Here is a 15,306-nt window from a genome sequence, read left to right on the forward strand (position 1 = left end):
TAGTCCATTCACTCTCATCGTCGACGGCGAGGTTTTCACCGTCACGGTGCGCGACGATGGTAGCGAGGACTACACCTGGGAATCCGGGCCGAACGAGAAGTACGGGTTCGGTGGCGGCCCAGCGCAGGTGGCCGTTGGTCCGGGTGTCAGTGTCCCGACTGCAGAGCTGTACCTATCGACGATCAGTGAACATCGCGAGTCGATCAGAAACTTCCTCGGCATGATCGACCCCGAAACCGGCTACATCGAATGAGCACGCGAGGGTGACGTTCACAGTTCCGGTTCGATTTGTATGCCAGGCGACTTGAGCCGCCGGTTTTTTGCGTTTTTTCGTGTCGCAAACAGGCTCTGGTCAGTGAGTCGGATTTTTCGGCACCATAGGGGTGCGATGGACGAGGCTCTGTCGGCAGCGCTCACTGGGAGCGGATCGAGTGTGATGCCGGCGCCAAGCTCGTCGAACCGTTCGGCGTTCAGTTCCCGATCGGCGGCGACGAAGCCTGGGCAGGGCGCGGCGAACTGCAACATGGCACGTTAATCGGAATCCAACATCGTGAACCGGAACCTACACTGCTGCTCGACGTAGTAGAGATCAGTGGATTCGAGCTTGGGTTGATCGGTGGGGCCGCGACGTTCGCGGCCCCAGCGCGTTCTCATTCGAATGGTTCAGTTGGTGGAGGCGTCCGTTCTCAAACCTTACGGCCGGCCATGTCGAGCGCGGCGAGGTGACTGAAGAGCATGCTGGTTCCAATCGGGTTTCCGCCGCCCGGATAAACGGTGCCGCTGGGTGCGGCCATCGTGTTGCCTGCCGCGTAGAGGCCCGGAATCGGATTTCCGGCGGTGTCGAGTACCCGCGCGGCGGTGTCGGTCCGCAGCCCTCCCTTGGTGCCGAGGTCGGAGATGCCGAAAGTGGCTGCGTGGTAGGGGCCACGATCAATTGCCACCAGGGGTGATTCACCGTTTGTGAACGCGCGATCGTAGGCCTCGTCGCCGCGGCCGAAGTCTTCGTCGACCCCCTCGGCGACCATCGTATTGAACCGCTCGACAGTCGCGACCAGGTGATCGGCCGGCACGCCGATTTTCTCGGCGAGTTCCTCGAGGGTGTCAGCTGTGTGCCACAGGCCGGCCGCCTCGTATTTCTCGGTCTCGACCATGGAGACGTTGGTGGCCCGAACCGGCGGACGCGCGCCTTCCTTGTCGTCGTAGATCATCCAGTACGGCAGGTTGACTGAGCCATCCTTCATCTGGTCGATGACGTCACGGCCGATGCGGTCGTAGGCCGACGACTCGTTGACGAACCGTTTGCCGTCCTGATTGACGAAGATGCCGCCGGTGAACCACAGTGCAAACACCGAGCGGCCGTCCGGATGAGTCATCCCCGGAGCCCACCAGGCTTCACCCATCAAGTCGATGTCGGCACCGACTGCCATTCCAGCCTGGTGCGCCGCGCCGAGGTTGCCCGGTGGGCTCACGGTGTCGCGGGCGATGCCGGGCACGCCGTACTTCAGTCGGAGCTCATCGTTGCCCTCGAAGCCGCCGGCCGCGAGAAGCACGCCTTTTCGAGCCCGAATGGCGCGGCGCCCGCCGGGGTGATCGACAATCGCTCCGACGACAACACCCTCCTCCACCACGAGCTCGACAAGTGGTGCGTCCAACCGCAGGGCGGCATTGGGATACTTCGCAATTGCCTTGAGCAGTCGCCCGATGAGCGACTGGGCCCCGACCAGCACGTCGGGTAGCGGAGCCCCGAGACGTTCCGTGTCGAGAGGTCCTCGCATTGATGTGCGGAGGTCCCCCACTTCTGCTGCCGAAATCGGCCTCGGGACGATGTGCCGCTGGCCGTCGAGTCTGGCCTTGGGCGCTTTACCGAAATAGTCAGGCCACGGCCGCATTTCGAACTCGAGGTTTTCATCCTGTTCGAGGTATTCGATCAACGGTGCTCCACCACGGACATACGTGTCCTGCAGTTCGCGCGGGGTGCGGTCGCCAACCACCGCGTGGTAGTACTCGAGCGCGTCTTCGATCGTGTCGTCGGTGCCGGCACGCCGAAGGACCGGGTTGCATGGGAACCACACACCACCGCCGCCGGAGTAGGCAGTGGTGCCTCCGAACTTGTCAGTGGCCTCGACCAAGATCACCTCGAGTCCTTCTCGTGCCCCGGTATATGCACCGGTGAGGCCGCCGCCTCCCGAACCCGCTATCAACACGTCACATTCTTCGTTCCAACTGACCATCGTGACTGTCCTCTCGATTGATACGGATTTCGGCGGAAGAGATGCTTCTTAGTGCATCGGTTAGGAGACTGTCGCCGAGGAGTTCGTAAGGGAACGTGAATTGCATACCAGGGCGACCCGTCAACGGCTTGCAGGCAACAACTGTCGGAAACCGTTGTGTTGCAATTGTATTTATCGGTAGATCGGATCATCTCCTGCAGTGTCCGGACCGAGAATAGGTCATTACACCTGTTGCGACAAGTGGACTCCGGCGCGGCACGGGACCGTCTAGTGCGCTGGGCTGAACAGTATCGGCGTATCGGCAAATCTGAGGATCAAAGCACCAGCTCGCAGCGTCATCGGAAATACAGAAACGGCGTAATGTCCCGGGCAACAATATAATTGAATATCTGTACTCCACTCGTAAGGACTCGTCAGAGATGGAGCGAGGTAGGTTGGATGAAGGCAAGACCTGATTCGGTTCGACGAACAAGGGATCTTCTCCGGGCAGCAGTGCTGCGTGGAGATTTTGTTGACGGCATCCTTCCTGGGGAGAGCGAACTCGTAGGCTCCTACTCGGTGACTCGGGGGATCGTTCGCGAAGTTCTGACGCTCCTGCGGGACGAAGGTTTGATCGCCCGGACTCAGGGCGTAGGGACGCACGTAGTCGCCCCTACAGCGCACAGGCGACTCGAAGACATTCAAGGAGTCGCAGAATTGAAGAGCGACAATCTCTTCGACGGGAGATTGCGTCTGACATCCTTCGACAGCACAGTGATCTCAGCGCCCGGTGCTGCATCGAGGGCGCTTGAGGTGACAACAGGAACACCATGTTTGCGCGTGGACTACGCGGCGGGCACGGTCAATGGGGATGTAGACGTCGCGGCTACTAACTACGTGTTGTTCCCGGAAGCGCAGCGATTGATCGACACTCCCTTCGTTGTCGACTGGTACGCCTATCTCGCGAGTGCGGGAGTGAAAATCGGCGGGTCTGATTTCACGGTCAGCGCGGTGCTCTCGGATGAAACTCTCGCGTCAGTATTGCGAACCACTGTGGGTGCGCCCTTGCTGTTGTTGGAACAAACCGTCCGGGACACATCGGGACGAATCTTCAACTACGCGATAGCCCACGCACGGCCCGACCGCCTGAGGGTCGTTTCCCATTCTGTGCGGGGCGCAGCCACTTTCGACAGGACGTCTGTCCCTGAACGAGGGGAAAGACCGAACCGAATTCGGTGACAGCACTTGGGTTGCACGAATCGAGTCAAACCTCCCACTTACACCGCAGGTGACAGCTGATGGAGATGTTCGGCGCCTTGAAAGGGGAGCCGGCACTGTGAAGCAACTGCTACTGGGTGCAGGGGTTGAGGTTGGAGTCAGTTGCGCGGGGTGTGTACCTTGCCGGGTATGATGAAGTCGCGCAACCAGATTCGACCTGTGGGTACAGCTTCATCGACTCTGCTTTCGGAGACGAAGGCGATCCGGGCGATGAGCTCTCAAACACAGGCCAGATTGTCGATCATGCCGACGACCTGGCCAGAGCTAGGAACTCCAGCGCAGGTATCGCTGTGCACCAACTCTTCCCGACGGAGCAGCGGACCGTTCGCCGACGTCATCACTTGTGCGAGTATGCGGTTACCGTCAGCGGTGCGCTTTTTGGCACCCATCCCGTCTGTGCGATCGGCCGCGAATGTCGCAGGAACTGTGCGATAGTGCAGGGATGATCACCAGGGGGTCGGCGTGACGAATTTCGAGCAGGATCGTGATCTCCTGATCCGACTGTGGCGGATGTGGGCCAAGCGCGCTGCGGAACTGTCGGACGAGCAGTGGACTGCCGATACCCGCCTACCAGGCTGGAATGTTCGAGACGTGTACGTGCACGTCACCCCTGACGTCATGATCGCGATGCTCGACGCGCCCCTCGGCGACGGTGACGCGAAGATCACGAGTGCTGCGGAGATGCTCCGTGTCTTCAATGCCGACCCGGCGACAGCAAAACCGATGCACGAACAGCTCGCTGAAATAGTCCGACAGATGGCGGCTGACGTCGATCGAGAAGTTATAGTTCAACGGTTCGATACCGAACTGCCGGAGGCGTTCGAAGGACTCACCGGGCTCAGTCGCGCCAGCGTGATTGCTCACCCGATCTTGGAGTCGGTCTCACTCGGTGCCTTCCTCGACATGGCAATCCTCGAATCGACGGTCCACTGGCTCGACGTCATTGCTGCAGTGGGTGGGCCCGAGCCCGAATCGATGGCTCTCGAGCGTGCCAGGGAAGTCTTGGCTGCAGTGCCCGACACGTTGGCATTCGTCGAGGCTGCCACGGGACGTTCGCGCGCGGCCGTGCTGCCGGTGATGCGGTAATGGACAATAGCGGGGCGGCATAATTTCGCGAGATTCAATTCCTCAGAGCCAAATCTGGTTCGATCGTTATATATCGTCGAACCCCGTATTAGAGAGTTGCTCCACTAGGTCTGCACGATGCCCGATACTGCAGATGCTTGTGCGGATCACGTCGAACCCTCAAGTGCCGCAGGCCGCCATGATCGCGCCGCTCGGCCGAGAATCGATCATGTCCTGCTCGGCTTTATGAATTCTCTCGACGATCATGTCGAAGTTCTCGTTGCGGTTGCGCTTGTTCCCTCGGTGATCTGCTCATTTCCAAAGGAATTCGTGTCGTTGCTCATCCATCTCCACTCTTACGCATGGTCAATGAAACCGATGGCTGCGAACAAGCACTGCATCCGGCACCGCCCGATCGTAACCGGATGGGCCACCGTCCCGTCTGAATCGACAGTCCGGGTTGTATTGGCTTTCCGTGGCCTAGGCTTCGAGTTCTCGGTTGGCCGACGGCTGGGCTTTTCGTGGTCTAGGCGGGTTGGCGTGGCGTTCGACCGATTGATGGACGAGCCGGATTCAATCGGAACATCGATCATTTCAGGACTCGACGTTCAGCAGTCAGACAGAGAACGACTGAGCGGTGATGCTCTCTTCTAGCGTGCAGTCGTCCTCTGAAAAATGCAGTCGTCTTATGAAACTTACACCGGGAGTCGAGCAGAGAAATCGGTGTGATGCGAACGTATGTGACATGAACAAGATCGAAGTCAGGTTGGTCGACGTGAACGTGCCGGGGGTGCAGGGATTCTGTCCTTCGCGGTAGGGCCGGGAGACGTGGACCGTCTCGGCAGAGCATCTGACCTCGATCGGAATGGAGATGGCGTTCTCGCTGCGGCGTATGTCTGCGGGAGTGTCGTCGGCGTTGCGGGTTGGCGACAGAGTGGGCAGAGAATCGAACTGCTGCACATCGCCACTGCGATGGCATACAGAAAGCAACGTGTTGCCCAAACACTGGTCGACTGGCTGCAGGGTCGTTCGCCTGAATCGGAAATTGTCGCCGAAACCTATAGGGACGCAGTCGGATTCTACGAGGCGACTGGGTTTATGGTGTGTTCACTTGGATACAAGTATCCAGGCGTCGAGCGTTTCGAGGTGGTACGCCAACCGGCGTCGCGATAATCCTTCACCGAGGGGCGAGACCGTCCTCGGTGGCCATCCCGGAGAACAGAACGTCGGCGGCTTCACAGGTCGGTGCCCGTCTTGCGCCTCTCGCCGATTAGTGTCCAACAATGGATCCTTTTCGCGGCGCATTTTCGTCAGGTGCAGGGACGCTCGGCACATTGGAGGTGTGCACGCCAGCGGCATATGTATCGACTGGGGACAACGGAATTGTCAGCTTGGTGACACCGGCTGTATCAGGACCGGACGGAATCCGCTTCGAGTACCTCGCGATGTCGCTTGATCACGACGAGCCAGCCTTGATGCGTCACGATGCACAGGCGTATCTCGAACACAGCGGAGGAGTGATTCAGGCAGGTTGGGGCCTGTCCGGATCGATGCGTCACTCCGCTATTCAGTTTCACTTCCGCAAGCCCAAAGGTGTTGTACCGGCCTCGTACGCGTTCACTTTGAAAGTGATCGATTCTTCGTTCAATTCCGGTTGGTCTTCGGAGTTTTCGCTTGCTGTCACTTAGTGAGCGATTACGCAGCCGCAAGGAATTATCCGTGCAGATCCGTTGAACCGAATTCTCCTCGGGGCGCCTTCGGTATGGTCCGGGGATGATGGTGCTTGGTGTTGGCTTACTGGTTTTCGGGGCAGGTGTGAACTGGCTGTACGCGGTGCGGTTGTCGATTCTCAATGCCGGGCGTCGATTGCCGATTGTCACTGGGCAGTACCCCGTCAGGCCGCCCGGGCGTACGACCATGCTTCGCGGAGGCGGCGCAGGTATTTCAATATTTGGCTCTTTGATACTGGCACAAGAGCTTTGGTCCGAGCGGCCGCTGCTTGGACCGATTCTCTGCGCGGCCCTCGCAGTACTAGCCGTCGTGGTGCCTGCGCTGGTCGTCACCGTAGCGCACAACCGGTCTCTTCGTGCGCGCCCACAATCTAGCTCCTAGGGTTCTGCGAATTTCACCGATTTTCGCCAGTTCGATCCGCCCCTCGAAAATCTGGCGCCACACTTCGTTCATCGCGCGCCAAGACATTCAACGCCACGCTGTAGACAGATCGGGCACGGGACTTGCTCGAATTGGTACTGTCGTCGATATGAACCCAGTGAAAGGCGCATGACGCGCCAACGCGCGCTTGTCGTGCAGATCGACGAAGTCGCAATCGAGGACGGCGAAATCGCGCCGCCGCGACTCGGTGACGTAATCGAATTCCCGCTCCGCTTCGTGGAACACCCCGCGACAGTTGCCGACACGGTGACGATTTGCGTTCTCCTCGAAGCAAGCAATCACGACCCGGTTTTTCAATACACCGGCCATGATTCGCCTCGCCGGTGGGAATGGAGTGGATTGCTGCGCGGTGACGGTTGGACAGCGTCATTGCGCGGTTTCACACCGCGAACCGGGCACGTCGAACTCACCGGCCGTTTCTACGGAGTGATGGGCTACAACACCCCCTCGTATGTACGTGGACGGGTGACCCGCGTGCAGTTGGTCAGCGAGCGCTACCGGCGACCGCCGGAAAATCACGGATGGAACATCGTGCCCGGCCACCGCACGTTCCGCGACGTCGAGGTGGCGCCACGTTTCTTCGACAACGACATGTTCATGCGCGACGATCTATTCGAGGTTGATCGCGGCGTAGGCGTGCTCGTGGACCTCGATCTCGACGACGTACCACCCGTGCCGGCCCGCCCGTCGATCGTTCCGGGTGACGTGTCGGCGTCGGGCGAGACGTTGTGGGTCATCGACAGTCAATTGCCAATCGTGGTGAGCATCGACCCCGATCACGTTGCCCACGAGCATGTTCTGCCCGGTCCAATCGGACAGTCGAGGCACCTGTGGGCAACCCCGACGGGATGTTGGGTGGGCGGCAACGACGGACTGTACCGGTGTGTGATCGGTGAGGAGCCTCGGAGAGTCTTTCCCCACTCGGTGCATCAGGGAGCAGTGATCGGCGAGCACTTCCTGGCCTGCCCATCCGGCACGAGGTGGTCGCTGCACACCCAGGACCACGAACCTATCGCGGTGGAAGTGCCGGACGGATACGTCAGTTCGATCGCCGTCGTCGATGAGTTCTTTGTCGTTCTGGCAGAGCAGCGACATACCGATGCAGTATCGAGCTACCGGCTGATTCGGGTGAACCTGTCCGGTGATGTGACCGTCGGTCCGGAACTGCCGCCGATGCAAGGTTTCCCTAGGCCATTTCTCGCTGGGTCACCACTTCGAGTTTTCCGCGGCAGTGTCGCGGTGGTGGTGCTTCCGGATCTGACGTACGGGGCGGTGGAGAAACTCGGAGGTGACGTCCGCCGTGGTGGTCAGATCGGGGACTTCGTGTGGATCATCGGTCACCCGCCGGACGGGACGTCGCGAACGCGATGGTGGCCGCTACCCGGCCCTGTCGATTACGACCGCACTCGCCAGTTCTGGCTTTTCACCTTGTTGGATGCGGGCACTCTCGAACCGGTGAAGAGCACACCGATTTTCGCCACAAACCCCGCGGTGACGATCGATAACAAGGGAACCATCTGGGTGAGAGGTGCCGGTGTGCAGTCGATTCCGGCGGAGACGATGCAGTGGCCGGATGACTTGGACGTAGCCGCCCTGCTCGATGAATCTCGCCGGCAGTAATCCCCGTCGACATCACCAGCGATCGAGGACTACGCGAGACATGGTCATCGATTCCGGTAACAGTGTCAGAGCAACGCGGCGGGTGCAGGAGAGCTGTGATCCGCCGAGTGGAGCGAGTACCGTTTCTCGGCTACGCAGTGGGCTGCTTCTCATCGGTGTAGTCAAGAAGTCGGTATCGGTCGAATGCGTCCCCTGATGCAATTCTGCTCAGTTTGGCACGAAGCCGTACGGAGCGTTGATCGCTCCGCACTAATACCAGCATGTCGACGACTGCACGACCTTCGGCCAGAACAGGGCGATGGTGTGCGCGGTCGGTGTCAGAGTCGGATCGACGTAGCGGTGCCGTTGATTGAGTGCAGGGCAAGGTATCTCGGCAAACGTTTTCCTCGGTTGCCCAGAGCTGTGCAGGTTCAGTGGACGAATCGCGGTGGTGGTCAGCTAGGTTCGTCGATTTTGAGTTGTCTTTCGATTCAGTGGCGTCAGCGAGTTGATCATTTCCAATCAGATGCAACACGGTAGCTTTTCGCGACTTCCACTACTACCTCGCCGCGCGGCAACCAGGTCGGCGACTCTGAACTCAGACGGTCACTCGCCACGTCGTTCGAACATGCACACACCCCAACGCCCGTCTTCGGCCACTAGTGAAATCTGTGTTCGACTAGGAGTGGCGGCAGCACCGTCGAATTGGACCGTGACCTCAACTGGCACTCGCGCCGAATCGCCCTCCACGATCGGCTCGTCGACGGCAGTCAGAATCGTCTTCGACGGAGGAACCGTTGCGCTCTGACTCTGCGCGGCGGAACATGAGTTCGCGTTGAGGCCTGCGACGTCGCCGGCGTTGTAGGCGTCGAAATACAGACGGACGGTGTTGGCGATATCACCGGGGTCTGCTGGCTCTGACGACGTGGGCTGGTCGCGGTCGTTGGCGCATCCCAAAAGCCCACCGAGTAAGACAATCGCGACCGCTGGGAGCACGAGCTTCCGCATCGCCGTACCGTACCGTACCGCCTATAGTCGCTTCCCACGTCAACTGGCACGACAAGGACAGCTCTTGGATATAGAAAAGGGCTGTACCGGTACCGGGAGCCGCGAGCCTTACGTTCACGCTGAGTGGGAATTATCCAACCTGCAGGCGGGTGCCGGTGTACTCGGTCTATGCGTGTTGCTGATCATCGCAGTCGCCGGCTAATTCGTCGCCCAAGAGTTCGCCTACATGGCCGTGTACAGGTCCCGTCTCAACGCTCGCAGAATCCGGGGATTCGTGAGCCCGAGTGGTCGATGCTGGTTGATCGGGGGTAGTGAGGTGTTTTCGTCGCGTGTGGTGACGGTTGTTGCCGACGGTTGAAAAGTAGTCCACTCCCGACGAGGCGGGTTCTAGTCAACTGTTGCAACGATGACTAGAACCCGCCCGTCGTTAACAGGCGCATTTCTCGTCGGTAGCGCTGGTTGGGTTCGGCGAGGTGGTTGAGCGGGGGAGTCGGCGGACTACCCTCGAGCGGCCACTGCCTGCTTGGCTGCCTCGACCAGGTGTTCGGCTGCGCGGTTCATCTTCGTCAATTCCGCAGAGGTCAGGTCCTGGTGTGTGGAGGCGGCCTTATTCTTCAAGTTCAGCAGTGTGTTCAGGTGCCGTTCGGATCCACTGTCCGCGCGTTTGAGTAGGGCAATGGCCTCGCTGTGGTTGCCGGTGTTCGAGTACACGCCGAGGCGCAGGCAGCAGAGTACGTCCGAGGCGGCGGTACCTGCGTCGACGTACAAGTCCCCGGCGGCGTTGGGCATCTCCTCTCCGAGATGGTCAGCGGCGTCGAAGAACTCGTTCGCTTTGGACATGCGCCCCGCGGTGACAACGGAGTCGCAGTCGCGTTGTCCCGCCATCAGGACCTCTTCGCGGCTGGGCGCAGTTGTGCGTTGAACCAGCTCCGTGTTCCCGCTACGGTCAGGCCTTGCTTCGCCACGTCGCGGAGCAGGGGTTCGCCGGCGGCGGCCGCGGCGCGGAACTCGTCTTCGGTGTACTCGACGACTCGGCCGTCGTTGCCGGTCCACGCGGTGACCAGTCGGGCGAGTTCGGTTACCTGTTCCTCCCATGCATCGTCCCCGTCGTGGTCGGCGTCGGCGGCGCGCACAAGGAATAGGTCGATGTCGCTGTCGAGTTTCATGCGCCCGGTTGCTGCCGATCCGAACACTGCGGCGTACCGGAGCGTCTTGCGCCACCCGTCCAGGTGCTTTTCGAGGCGCTTGAGGAAGGAGGAGTTCAGCTGTGACAGCGCCATAATGGGCTCGGCCGCGAGATGCTCGGTGTTGAGGCGGTAGGTGTTGGTCCTGCCTACCTGATCGTGCAGCACGACACCCTGCGCGACGAGGCGGGTGAGGACTTTGCGGATGCCTTCGCCGGACCTCATGGTGAGGATGCGCTGGATTTGGCTGATCGTGAACGTGACCTCCGCGCTCGCCAAGACGGCAAGTACGTCGCCGTCCAGGGTCGGCGTTACCGTGGCGAATGGTCTGTTCAGCTGCATGGCAGGGACCTCCTCGATTCCAACTAAAGTTGGACTATAGCAACTATAGTTGGAGTAGTGCGAAGAAGTCCGGACACGCGAACACCAGGGTTTTTTGCCAGTGCAACAATCGGGGGCCAGTTCAGAGTCGGGGCGTTCCTGCTGTCCAGCCCAATGGCTTCGGGTCAGGTCTGCTTGCGGCTCGCGATCTGGTCAGAGAGTTGCTGTACGTGGGTGGGGTCGGCGTCCCGGGCTAGGGCGACGTAGTGGTCCATGACGGCCGGCCGGTAGCGAAGGGGCAACGTCTGTCCTGGGGTGAGTCGGGTGAGCTCGGTGATCGTGAGGTCTTCGTCGGCGATTCCGCGGAACGTGATGCCGTTGGCGGTCTCCACGTCGAACATCAGGACCACGCGGGGGTTGCTGTTGACCTCTCGCCAGTCGACGAGAACGCCGAGTGCAAGCGTTCCTGTACGTAGTTCGGCAGTGCGTTTGCGTGCATCGCTGCTTAGGAATGGGTTCGGGGCGACGCCAGGGAAGTCGGGTCCGACGCCGAGCGATTCGCGACTCAGGTCGGGCCTGAGCTGCGCCATCAGATCGTTGAGCGTCTTCGTCGAATCGTTGCGCTTCTTCTTCGAACCGAACATCCTGACCCCTCCCTACAACGGTGCCGGAATCTCGGCCTGGCGCTTCGCCCTGATTGTGATTGTAGGTCGCGTGTGACCTGGGGTGATGACATGTCCCTGGGTGGGTGTGTGGTGCGCGTCGGGCGGGGTCGTTCCCGCGCTGGTGGTCTTGCTGGTCGCACTGGTGACACACTTCGAGGAAGTTTCGCTGCGGGATCAGTGGGGAGATGTAGCGCCCATCCTGCTCACGACCGGCGCATTAGGCGCTCTCATGGTAGTTGGCATATTCAAGGTAGCCAAACTCGTCAACAAGTGAAAAACGCACAAACGATCCATGCTTACGGGCGGCAGGTCAGGCATGGAAAACGCCGAGCTGTGAAGACATTCAAGCAACTGCGCCGACAAACGAAATCCGATTCGACGGCGCCACAATCGTCGCCAGAGCCGCGGCGTCGTCCATCTGCGAAAGTGCGCGCTCAGCAGCAGTTGCAGATGATCACGGGCGCGTACAGCGAACTCACCTCTTGAAGAGTTCGAGGGATTTCTTCGAGGCGGCAGGGGAGCTGAGCGCATCGGGGCGTGACCTCTGCCCGGTTCCCGCAACCGAGGGACAAGATTATCCACTATTTTGTGTATCCATAATTATCTGTACTATTTCCGGTGTGGATACTTTGTTGCATCGTGACGCACTGTCGAGGTTCGGATACGCCCTGTCAGACTCGACCCGGACCCAGGTATTACTCAGCCTGCGAGAGGCTCCGGGTTATCCGTCGGACCTCGCCGACCAGATTGGGGTCTCCCGCCAGATTCTTTCGAATCACCTTGCCTGCCTGCGTGGATGCGGACTCGTGGTCTCCGTTCCTGAGGGGCGCCGGACGCGGTACGAGTTGGCCGATCCTCGGATCAGGGACACTCTCGGCGCCTTGATGGATCTCGTTCTCGCCGTCGATCCCACCTTGTGCCCGAAATCGGATGACGAAAGCTGCTGCTGACCGCAGCGCGGAATCGAGCATTGCCATGTCGACACCTACCGCTGCAGTTCGCGCACTGTACGAGCGTGAAATGTCCTCCGCGCAAGCCGCTTCCGGCGATGCGGCGCGGTGGAGTCATCTCGAGCGCGCCCATATCCTCTCTCAACCGCACCCGTGGCTGCACACCCGCAATCACCTCTCGATGCTTAATCTTGCACTACGGCAACATGATCGACGTGAGGTATTCGGGCAGGTCCTGCGTATCGTGGTCGCTGCACCCGGATCGTTGAGCGGGCGGTATCCGGTCGGTAACACCGGACGCACTGCTGTCGGGCTGATGACGCAGATGCCGATCCCTGCGGATCTGCAGAAAGTGCTGGCGCGCAGCCACACTGAAACCGAAGATATCGATGCTGCAACCGAACCTGAGAGCACTCATGGCTGACGCATGCTGCGGCCCAGACCTCAACCCGCCGGCTACAACCGAAGCGCACGAGAATGGGCAGCGACTCTGGCAGGTTCGCGACCTGCAAATAGCCGCCGCCGCAGCGCTCTTGCTGGCGATCTCCTGGCTTGTCGGACACACCGGCGCCGACACTGCAGCAACAGTGGTTGCGCTGTTCGCAGCGGTAATCGCAGCATCGACCTTCGTGCCGAATACCGCGGCGAACCTGCGCCACGGCCGCATCGGCGTCGGAACCCTGATGACGATTGCCGCGGTCGGCGCGATTGCACTCGGACAGATCACCGAAGCCGCGATGCTCGGAATCTTGTTCTCTATCGCCGAGGGCCTCGAACACTATGCGGTGACGAAAACCCGCCGCGGCCTGCGAGCACTTTTGGCGCTGGTGCCCCCGACTGTCTCGGTATTGCGCGGCGGCCGTGAAGTCAGGATCGCCCCGGACGAATTGACCGTCGGTGACCGAATGCTGGTGCGTCCCGGTGAACGCGCCGCCACCGACGGCACCATTGCGGCCGGCAGCACCAGCCTCGATCTGTCGGCGATCACCGGCGAATCAGTGCCTGTCGAAGCGGGCCCGGGTGATCAACTTCATGCAGGGGTGATCAACGGTGGCGGAGCCATCGAAGTCGACGTCACCGCCCGCGCCTCCGACAGCTCCCTCGCTCGGATCGTGCACATCGTCGAAGAAGCCCAGGACCGCAAGGGATCCGGCCAACGTCTCGCCGACCGCATCGCCCGCCCGTTGGTGCCGGCCATCATGGTCCTCGCCGCACTGGTCGCCGCAATCGGTGCACTGCTCGGTGATCCGATGCTGTGGATCGAACGCGCACTGGTGGTACTCGTTGCTGCATCGCCCTACGCGCTCGCGATCTCGGTACCGCTCTCGGTCGTGGCAGCGATCGGTGCAGCAAGCCGCAACGGTGCGCTCGTCAAAGGCGGAGCGGCACTCGAAGAACTCGGCCGCATCACCGTGGTCGCCCTCGACAAGTCCGGCACCCTCACAGCCGGAGCGCCTGAGGTCATCGACGTCGTCACCGTCCCCGGCACCACACGCGAACAAGCACTTTCGGCCGCCGCTGCACTCGAATCACGCAGCGAACACCCTCTCGCGACAGCGATTCTCGCCGCCACCGAGACCGTCGACCCGGCCGATGACGTCACCGCCGTCGCCGGACACGGACTGCGCGGCACACACCACGGCGCCGCACTATGGCTGGGGAAACCGGGCTGGGTCACCCCCGGCCCCCTTGCAGCCGATGTCGATCGACTCCAATGCGATGGCGCCACCGTTGTCCTCGTCGAACGCGGCGGCGTGGTGATCGCGGCGATCGCCGTCCGTGACCAATTGCGGCCCGAAGCGCCCGAAGCGATCCGCCAACTCGCCGCACTCGGCATCGAAACGGCCATGCTGACCGGAGATAATCACCGAACCGCACAGGCTTTGGCCGAGCAAGCCGGAATCGGCACCGTCCACGCTGAACTACTTCCCGAGGACAAGGCTCGACTCCTCCCGGAGATAGCGCGAGGCCGCCACATCGCGATGGTCGGTGACGGAGTCAACGATGCCCCCGCCCTGGCAACCGCGAACGTCGGAGTCGCCATGGGTGCGATGGGCACAGACGTCGCCATCGAAACCGCCGACATAGCCCTCATGGGGGAAGACCTTCGCCACTTGCCGCAGGTTCTCGCTCACGCCCGCCATGCCCGGGCGGTGATGCTGCAGAACATCGGCCTCTCCCTGGCCATCATCGGCGTCCTCATCCCGCTCGCCGCGACCGGCGTCCTTGGACTGGCCACCGTCGTGTTCGTCCACGAACTCGCCGAAGTTCTGGTCATCGCCAATGCGATCCGCGCCGCCCGCACTACGCCTCTACCCGGCCAACCCGAGAATCGGCGAACAACAGGCCCGGTACATGTGAGCATGCCGCCGCCTCGCGATGATCTTGGTGACGACTGCTGTGCGTCTGCACCGCGACCTGTAGCTGCGCGGATCGACCGGCAGTGAAGTCGGGGGGGAGGGGGCAGCAACGAGCTCGCGGAATTGGTCTTCAAGTTGGGTGCCTATGTCGGTGAACTCTTGGTCCGTCACGCCGGCGGAGTATGGGCGGACCCGCCCGCGGAGATGGGTGGCTGGCCAGTCGTGAAGCTGCCTTCGGGTTACTACGCGAACCCGATCGACAAGGCATTCAAGCGCGTGGACAACGGTCCTGAGGACAGCGTTGTGTCGTTCTGGGCGGCCGTAGTTCCGACTTCGTCGGGCAACCCCCGCCGGTGGTTCCGGCGGCGTTGAACACTGGATCCGGCTGCCCGATCGAGGGTTGTGATTGCCGTGCGCCACGCTCCCGTGCTCCCGCGGAAACCGGATAAACGGATTCTCCTTCCGATGTGACGTTGTGCAATCGGACAGAGGTC

The 15,306-nt window shown here is 61.1% G+C and carries 18 protein-coding genes; 11 read left to right on the forward strand and 7 right to left on the reverse strand.

Features of this window, described 5'->3' with window-relative positions:
- Positions 1 to 46 precede the first annotated feature (46 nt).
- Positions 47 to 253 (forward strand): hypothetical protein, encoded by a 207-nt coding sequence (locus FFI94_RS14310; RefSeq protein WP_221937750.1) that lies wholly within the window; start codon positions 47 to 49, stop codon positions 251 to 253.
- A gap of 17 nt (positions 254 to 270) precedes the next feature.
- On the opposite strand, the gene FFI94_RS14315 is transcribed toward FFI94_RS14310, so the two are convergent.
- Complete coding sequence (locus FFI94_RS14315; protein ID WP_138868450.1) at positions 271 to 525, reverse strand: hypothetical protein; 255 nt, start codon at positions 523 to 525, stop codon at positions 271 to 273.
- 161 nt (positions 526 to 686) lie between these two features.
- Entirely contained in the window at positions 687 to 2,231 is a 1,545-nt protein-coding gene (locus FFI94_RS14320) for an FAD-binding protein (protein ID WP_138868451.1), read from the reverse strand.
- 438 nt (positions 2,232 to 2,669) lie between these two features.
- Here FFI94_RS14320 and FFI94_RS14325 point away from each other — a divergent pair, with 438 nt between their 5' ends.
- The 5 genes from FFI94_RS14325 to FFI94_RS14345 all read left to right on the forward strand — a co-directional run bounded on the left by FFI94_RS14325 (position 2,670) and on the right by FFI94_RS14345 (position 8,345).
- Positions 2,670 to 3,449: a GntR family transcriptional regulator gene (locus FFI94_RS14325; protein ID WP_138868452.1), complete on the forward strand. Its 780-nt coding sequence runs from the start codon at positions 2,670 to 2,672 to the stop codon at positions 3,447 to 3,449.
- A 501-nt stretch (positions 3,450 to 3,950) separates the two neighbouring features.
- Positions 3,951 to 4,574 (forward strand): maleylpyruvate isomerase N-terminal domain-containing protein, encoded by a 624-nt coding sequence (locus FFI94_RS14330; protein ID WP_260684124.1) that lies wholly within the window; start codon positions 3,951 to 3,953, stop codon positions 4,572 to 4,574.
- An 807-nt stretch (positions 4,575 to 5,381) separates the two neighbouring features.
- Entirely contained in the window at positions 5,382 to 5,726 is a 345-nt protein-coding gene (locus FFI94_RS34715; protein ID WP_185993202.1) for a GNAT family N-acetyltransferase, read from the forward strand.
- Between the two features lie 110 nt (positions 5,727 to 5,836).
- On the forward strand, positions 5,837 to 6,241 hold the full coding sequence (locus tag FFI94_RS14340; RefSeq protein WP_138868454.1) for a hypothetical protein: 405 nt from the start codon (positions 5,837 to 5,839) through the stop codon (positions 6,239 to 6,241).
- Between the two features lie 592 nt (positions 6,242 to 6,833).
- Positions 6,834 to 8,345, forward strand: a complete 1,512-nt coding sequence (locus tag FFI94_RS14345; protein ID WP_138868455.1) for a DUF6578 domain-containing protein — start codon at positions 6,834 to 6,836, stop codon at positions 8,343 to 8,345.
- A gap of 12 nt (positions 8,346 to 8,357) precedes the next feature.
- Here FFI94_RS14345 and FFI94_RS33655 read toward each other — a convergent pair whose 3' ends face one another.
- From FFI94_RS33655 to FFI94_RS14365, 5 genes are all read right to left on the reverse strand, one after another.
- A complete protein-coding gene (locus tag FFI94_RS33655; RefSeq protein WP_185993203.1) occupies positions 8,358 to 8,498 on the reverse strand; it encodes a hypothetical protein in 141 nt (46 codons plus the stop codon).
- A 432-nt stretch (positions 8,499 to 8,930) separates the two neighbouring features.
- On the reverse strand, positions 8,931 to 9,332 hold the full coding sequence (locus FFI94_RS14350; RefSeq protein WP_138868456.1) for a hypothetical protein: 402 nt from the start codon (positions 9,330 to 9,332) through the stop codon (positions 8,931 to 8,933).
- A 498-nt stretch (positions 9,333 to 9,830) separates the two neighbouring features.
- Entirely contained in the window at positions 9,831 to 10,217 is a 387-nt protein-coding gene (locus FFI94_RS14355; protein WP_138868457.1) for a hypothetical protein, read from the reverse strand.
- Positions 10,217 to 10,858: a nucleotidyltransferase domain-containing protein gene (locus FFI94_RS14360; RefSeq protein WP_138868458.1), complete on the reverse strand. Its 642-nt coding sequence runs from the start codon at positions 10,856 to 10,858 to the stop codon at positions 10,217 to 10,219. Before FFI94_RS14360 ends, FFI94_RS14355 begins: the two co-directional genes overlap by 1 nt.
- A 164-nt stretch (positions 10,859 to 11,022) precedes the next feature.
- Positions 11,023 to 11,481, reverse strand: coding sequence for a hypothetical protein (locus tag FFI94_RS14365; protein WP_138868459.1), 459 nt, complete (start codon positions 11,479 to 11,481; stop codon positions 11,023 to 11,025).
- 85 nt (positions 11,482 to 11,566) lie between these two features.
- On the opposite strand from FFI94_RS14365, the gene FFI94_RS14370 reads away from it, so the two are divergent.
- The 5 genes from FFI94_RS14370 to FFI94_RS14390 all read left to right on the forward strand — a co-directional run bounded on the left by FFI94_RS14370 (position 11,567) and on the right by FFI94_RS14390 (position 15,184).
- A complete protein-coding gene (locus FFI94_RS14370) occupies positions 11,567 to 11,776 on the forward strand; it encodes a hypothetical protein (protein WP_138868460.1) in 210 nt (69 codons plus the stop codon).
- A 346-nt stretch (positions 11,777 to 12,122) separates the two neighbouring features.
- Entirely contained in the window at positions 12,123 to 12,452 is a 330-nt protein-coding gene (locus FFI94_RS14375) for a helix-turn-helix transcriptional regulator (RefSeq protein WP_138868461.1), read from the forward strand.
- 25 nt (positions 12,453 to 12,477) lie between these two features.
- Entirely contained in the window at positions 12,478 to 12,876 is a 399-nt protein-coding gene (locus FFI94_RS14380) for a DUF3703 domain-containing protein (RefSeq protein ID WP_138873187.1), read from the forward strand.
- Complete coding sequence (locus FFI94_RS14385; protein WP_138868462.1) at positions 12,869 to 14,899, forward strand: cation-translocating P-type ATPase; 2,031 nt, start codon at positions 12,869 to 12,871, stop codon at positions 14,897 to 14,899. The genes FFI94_RS14380 and FFI94_RS14385 overlap by 8 nt, the downstream gene beginning before the upstream one ends.
- Positions 14,900 to 14,935: 36 nt before the next feature.
- Entirely contained in the window at positions 14,936 to 15,184 is a 249-nt protein-coding gene (locus tag FFI94_RS14390; RefSeq protein ID WP_138868463.1) for a hypothetical protein, read from the forward strand.
- Positions 15,185 to 15,306: the final 122 nt, after the last annotated feature.

The sequence above is a fragment of the Rhodococcus sp. KBS0724 genome, from assembly GCF_005938745.2.
In the GTDB taxonomy this organism is placed as follows: Bacteria; Actinomycetota; Actinomycetes; order Mycobacteriales; family Mycobacteriaceae; genus Rhodococcus_F.

What these genes read in the sequence shown, in the direction of transcription:
- FFI94_RS14315 (WP_138868450.1), bottom strand. Translation starts at nt 525, where the DNA reads ATGTTGCAGTTCGCCGCGCCCTGCCCAGGCTTCGTCGCCGCCGATCGG.
- FFI94_RS14320 (WP_138868451.1), bottom strand. Translation starts at nt 2,231, where the DNA reads ATGGTCAGTTGGAACGAAGAATGTGACGTGTTGATAGCGGGTTCGGGA.
- FFI94_RS14325 (WP_138868452.1), top strand. Translation starts at nt 2,670, where the DNA reads ATGAAGGCAAGACCTGATTCGGTTCGACGAACAAGGGATCTTCTCCGG.
- FFI94_RS14340 (WP_138868454.1), top strand. Translation starts at nt 5,837, where the DNA reads ATGGATCCTTTTCGCGGCGCATTTTCGTCAGGTGCAGGGACGCTCGGC.
- FFI94_RS14345 (WP_138868455.1), top strand. Translation starts at nt 6,834, where the DNA reads ATGACGCGCCAACGCGCGCTTGTCGTGCAGATCGACGAAGTCGCAATC.
- FFI94_RS33655 (WP_185993203.1), bottom strand. Translation starts at nt 8,498, where the DNA reads ATGAGAAGCAGCCCACTGCGTAGCCGAGAAACGGTACTCGCTCCACTC.
- FFI94_RS14350 (WP_138868456.1), bottom strand. Translation starts at nt 9,332, where the DNA reads ATGCGGAAGCTCGTGCTCCCAGCGGTCGCGATTGTCTTACTCGGTGGG.
- FFI94_RS14355 (WP_138868457.1), bottom strand. Translation starts at nt 10,217, where the DNA reads ATGGCGGGACAACGCGACTGCGACTCCGTTGTCACCGCGGGGCGCATG.
- FFI94_RS14360 (WP_138868458.1), bottom strand. Translation starts at nt 10,858, where the DNA reads ATGCAGCTGAACAGACCATTCGCCACGGTAACGCCGACCCTGGACGGC.
- FFI94_RS14365 (WP_138868459.1), bottom strand. Translation starts at nt 11,481, where the DNA reads ATGTTCGGTTCGAAGAAGAAGCGCAACGATTCGACGAAGACGCTCAAC.
- FFI94_RS14370 (WP_138868460.1), top strand. Translation starts at nt 11,567, where the DNA reads ATGACATGTCCCTGGGTGGGTGTGTGGTGCGCGTCGGGCGGGGTCGTT.
- FFI94_RS14380 (WP_138873187.1), top strand. Translation starts at nt 12,478, where the DNA reads ATGTCGACACCTACCGCTGCAGTTCGCGCACTGTACGAGCGTGAAATG.
- FFI94_RS14385 (WP_138868462.1), top strand. Translation starts at nt 12,869, where the DNA reads ATGGCTGACGCATGCTGCGGCCCAGACCTCAACCCGCCGGCTACAACC.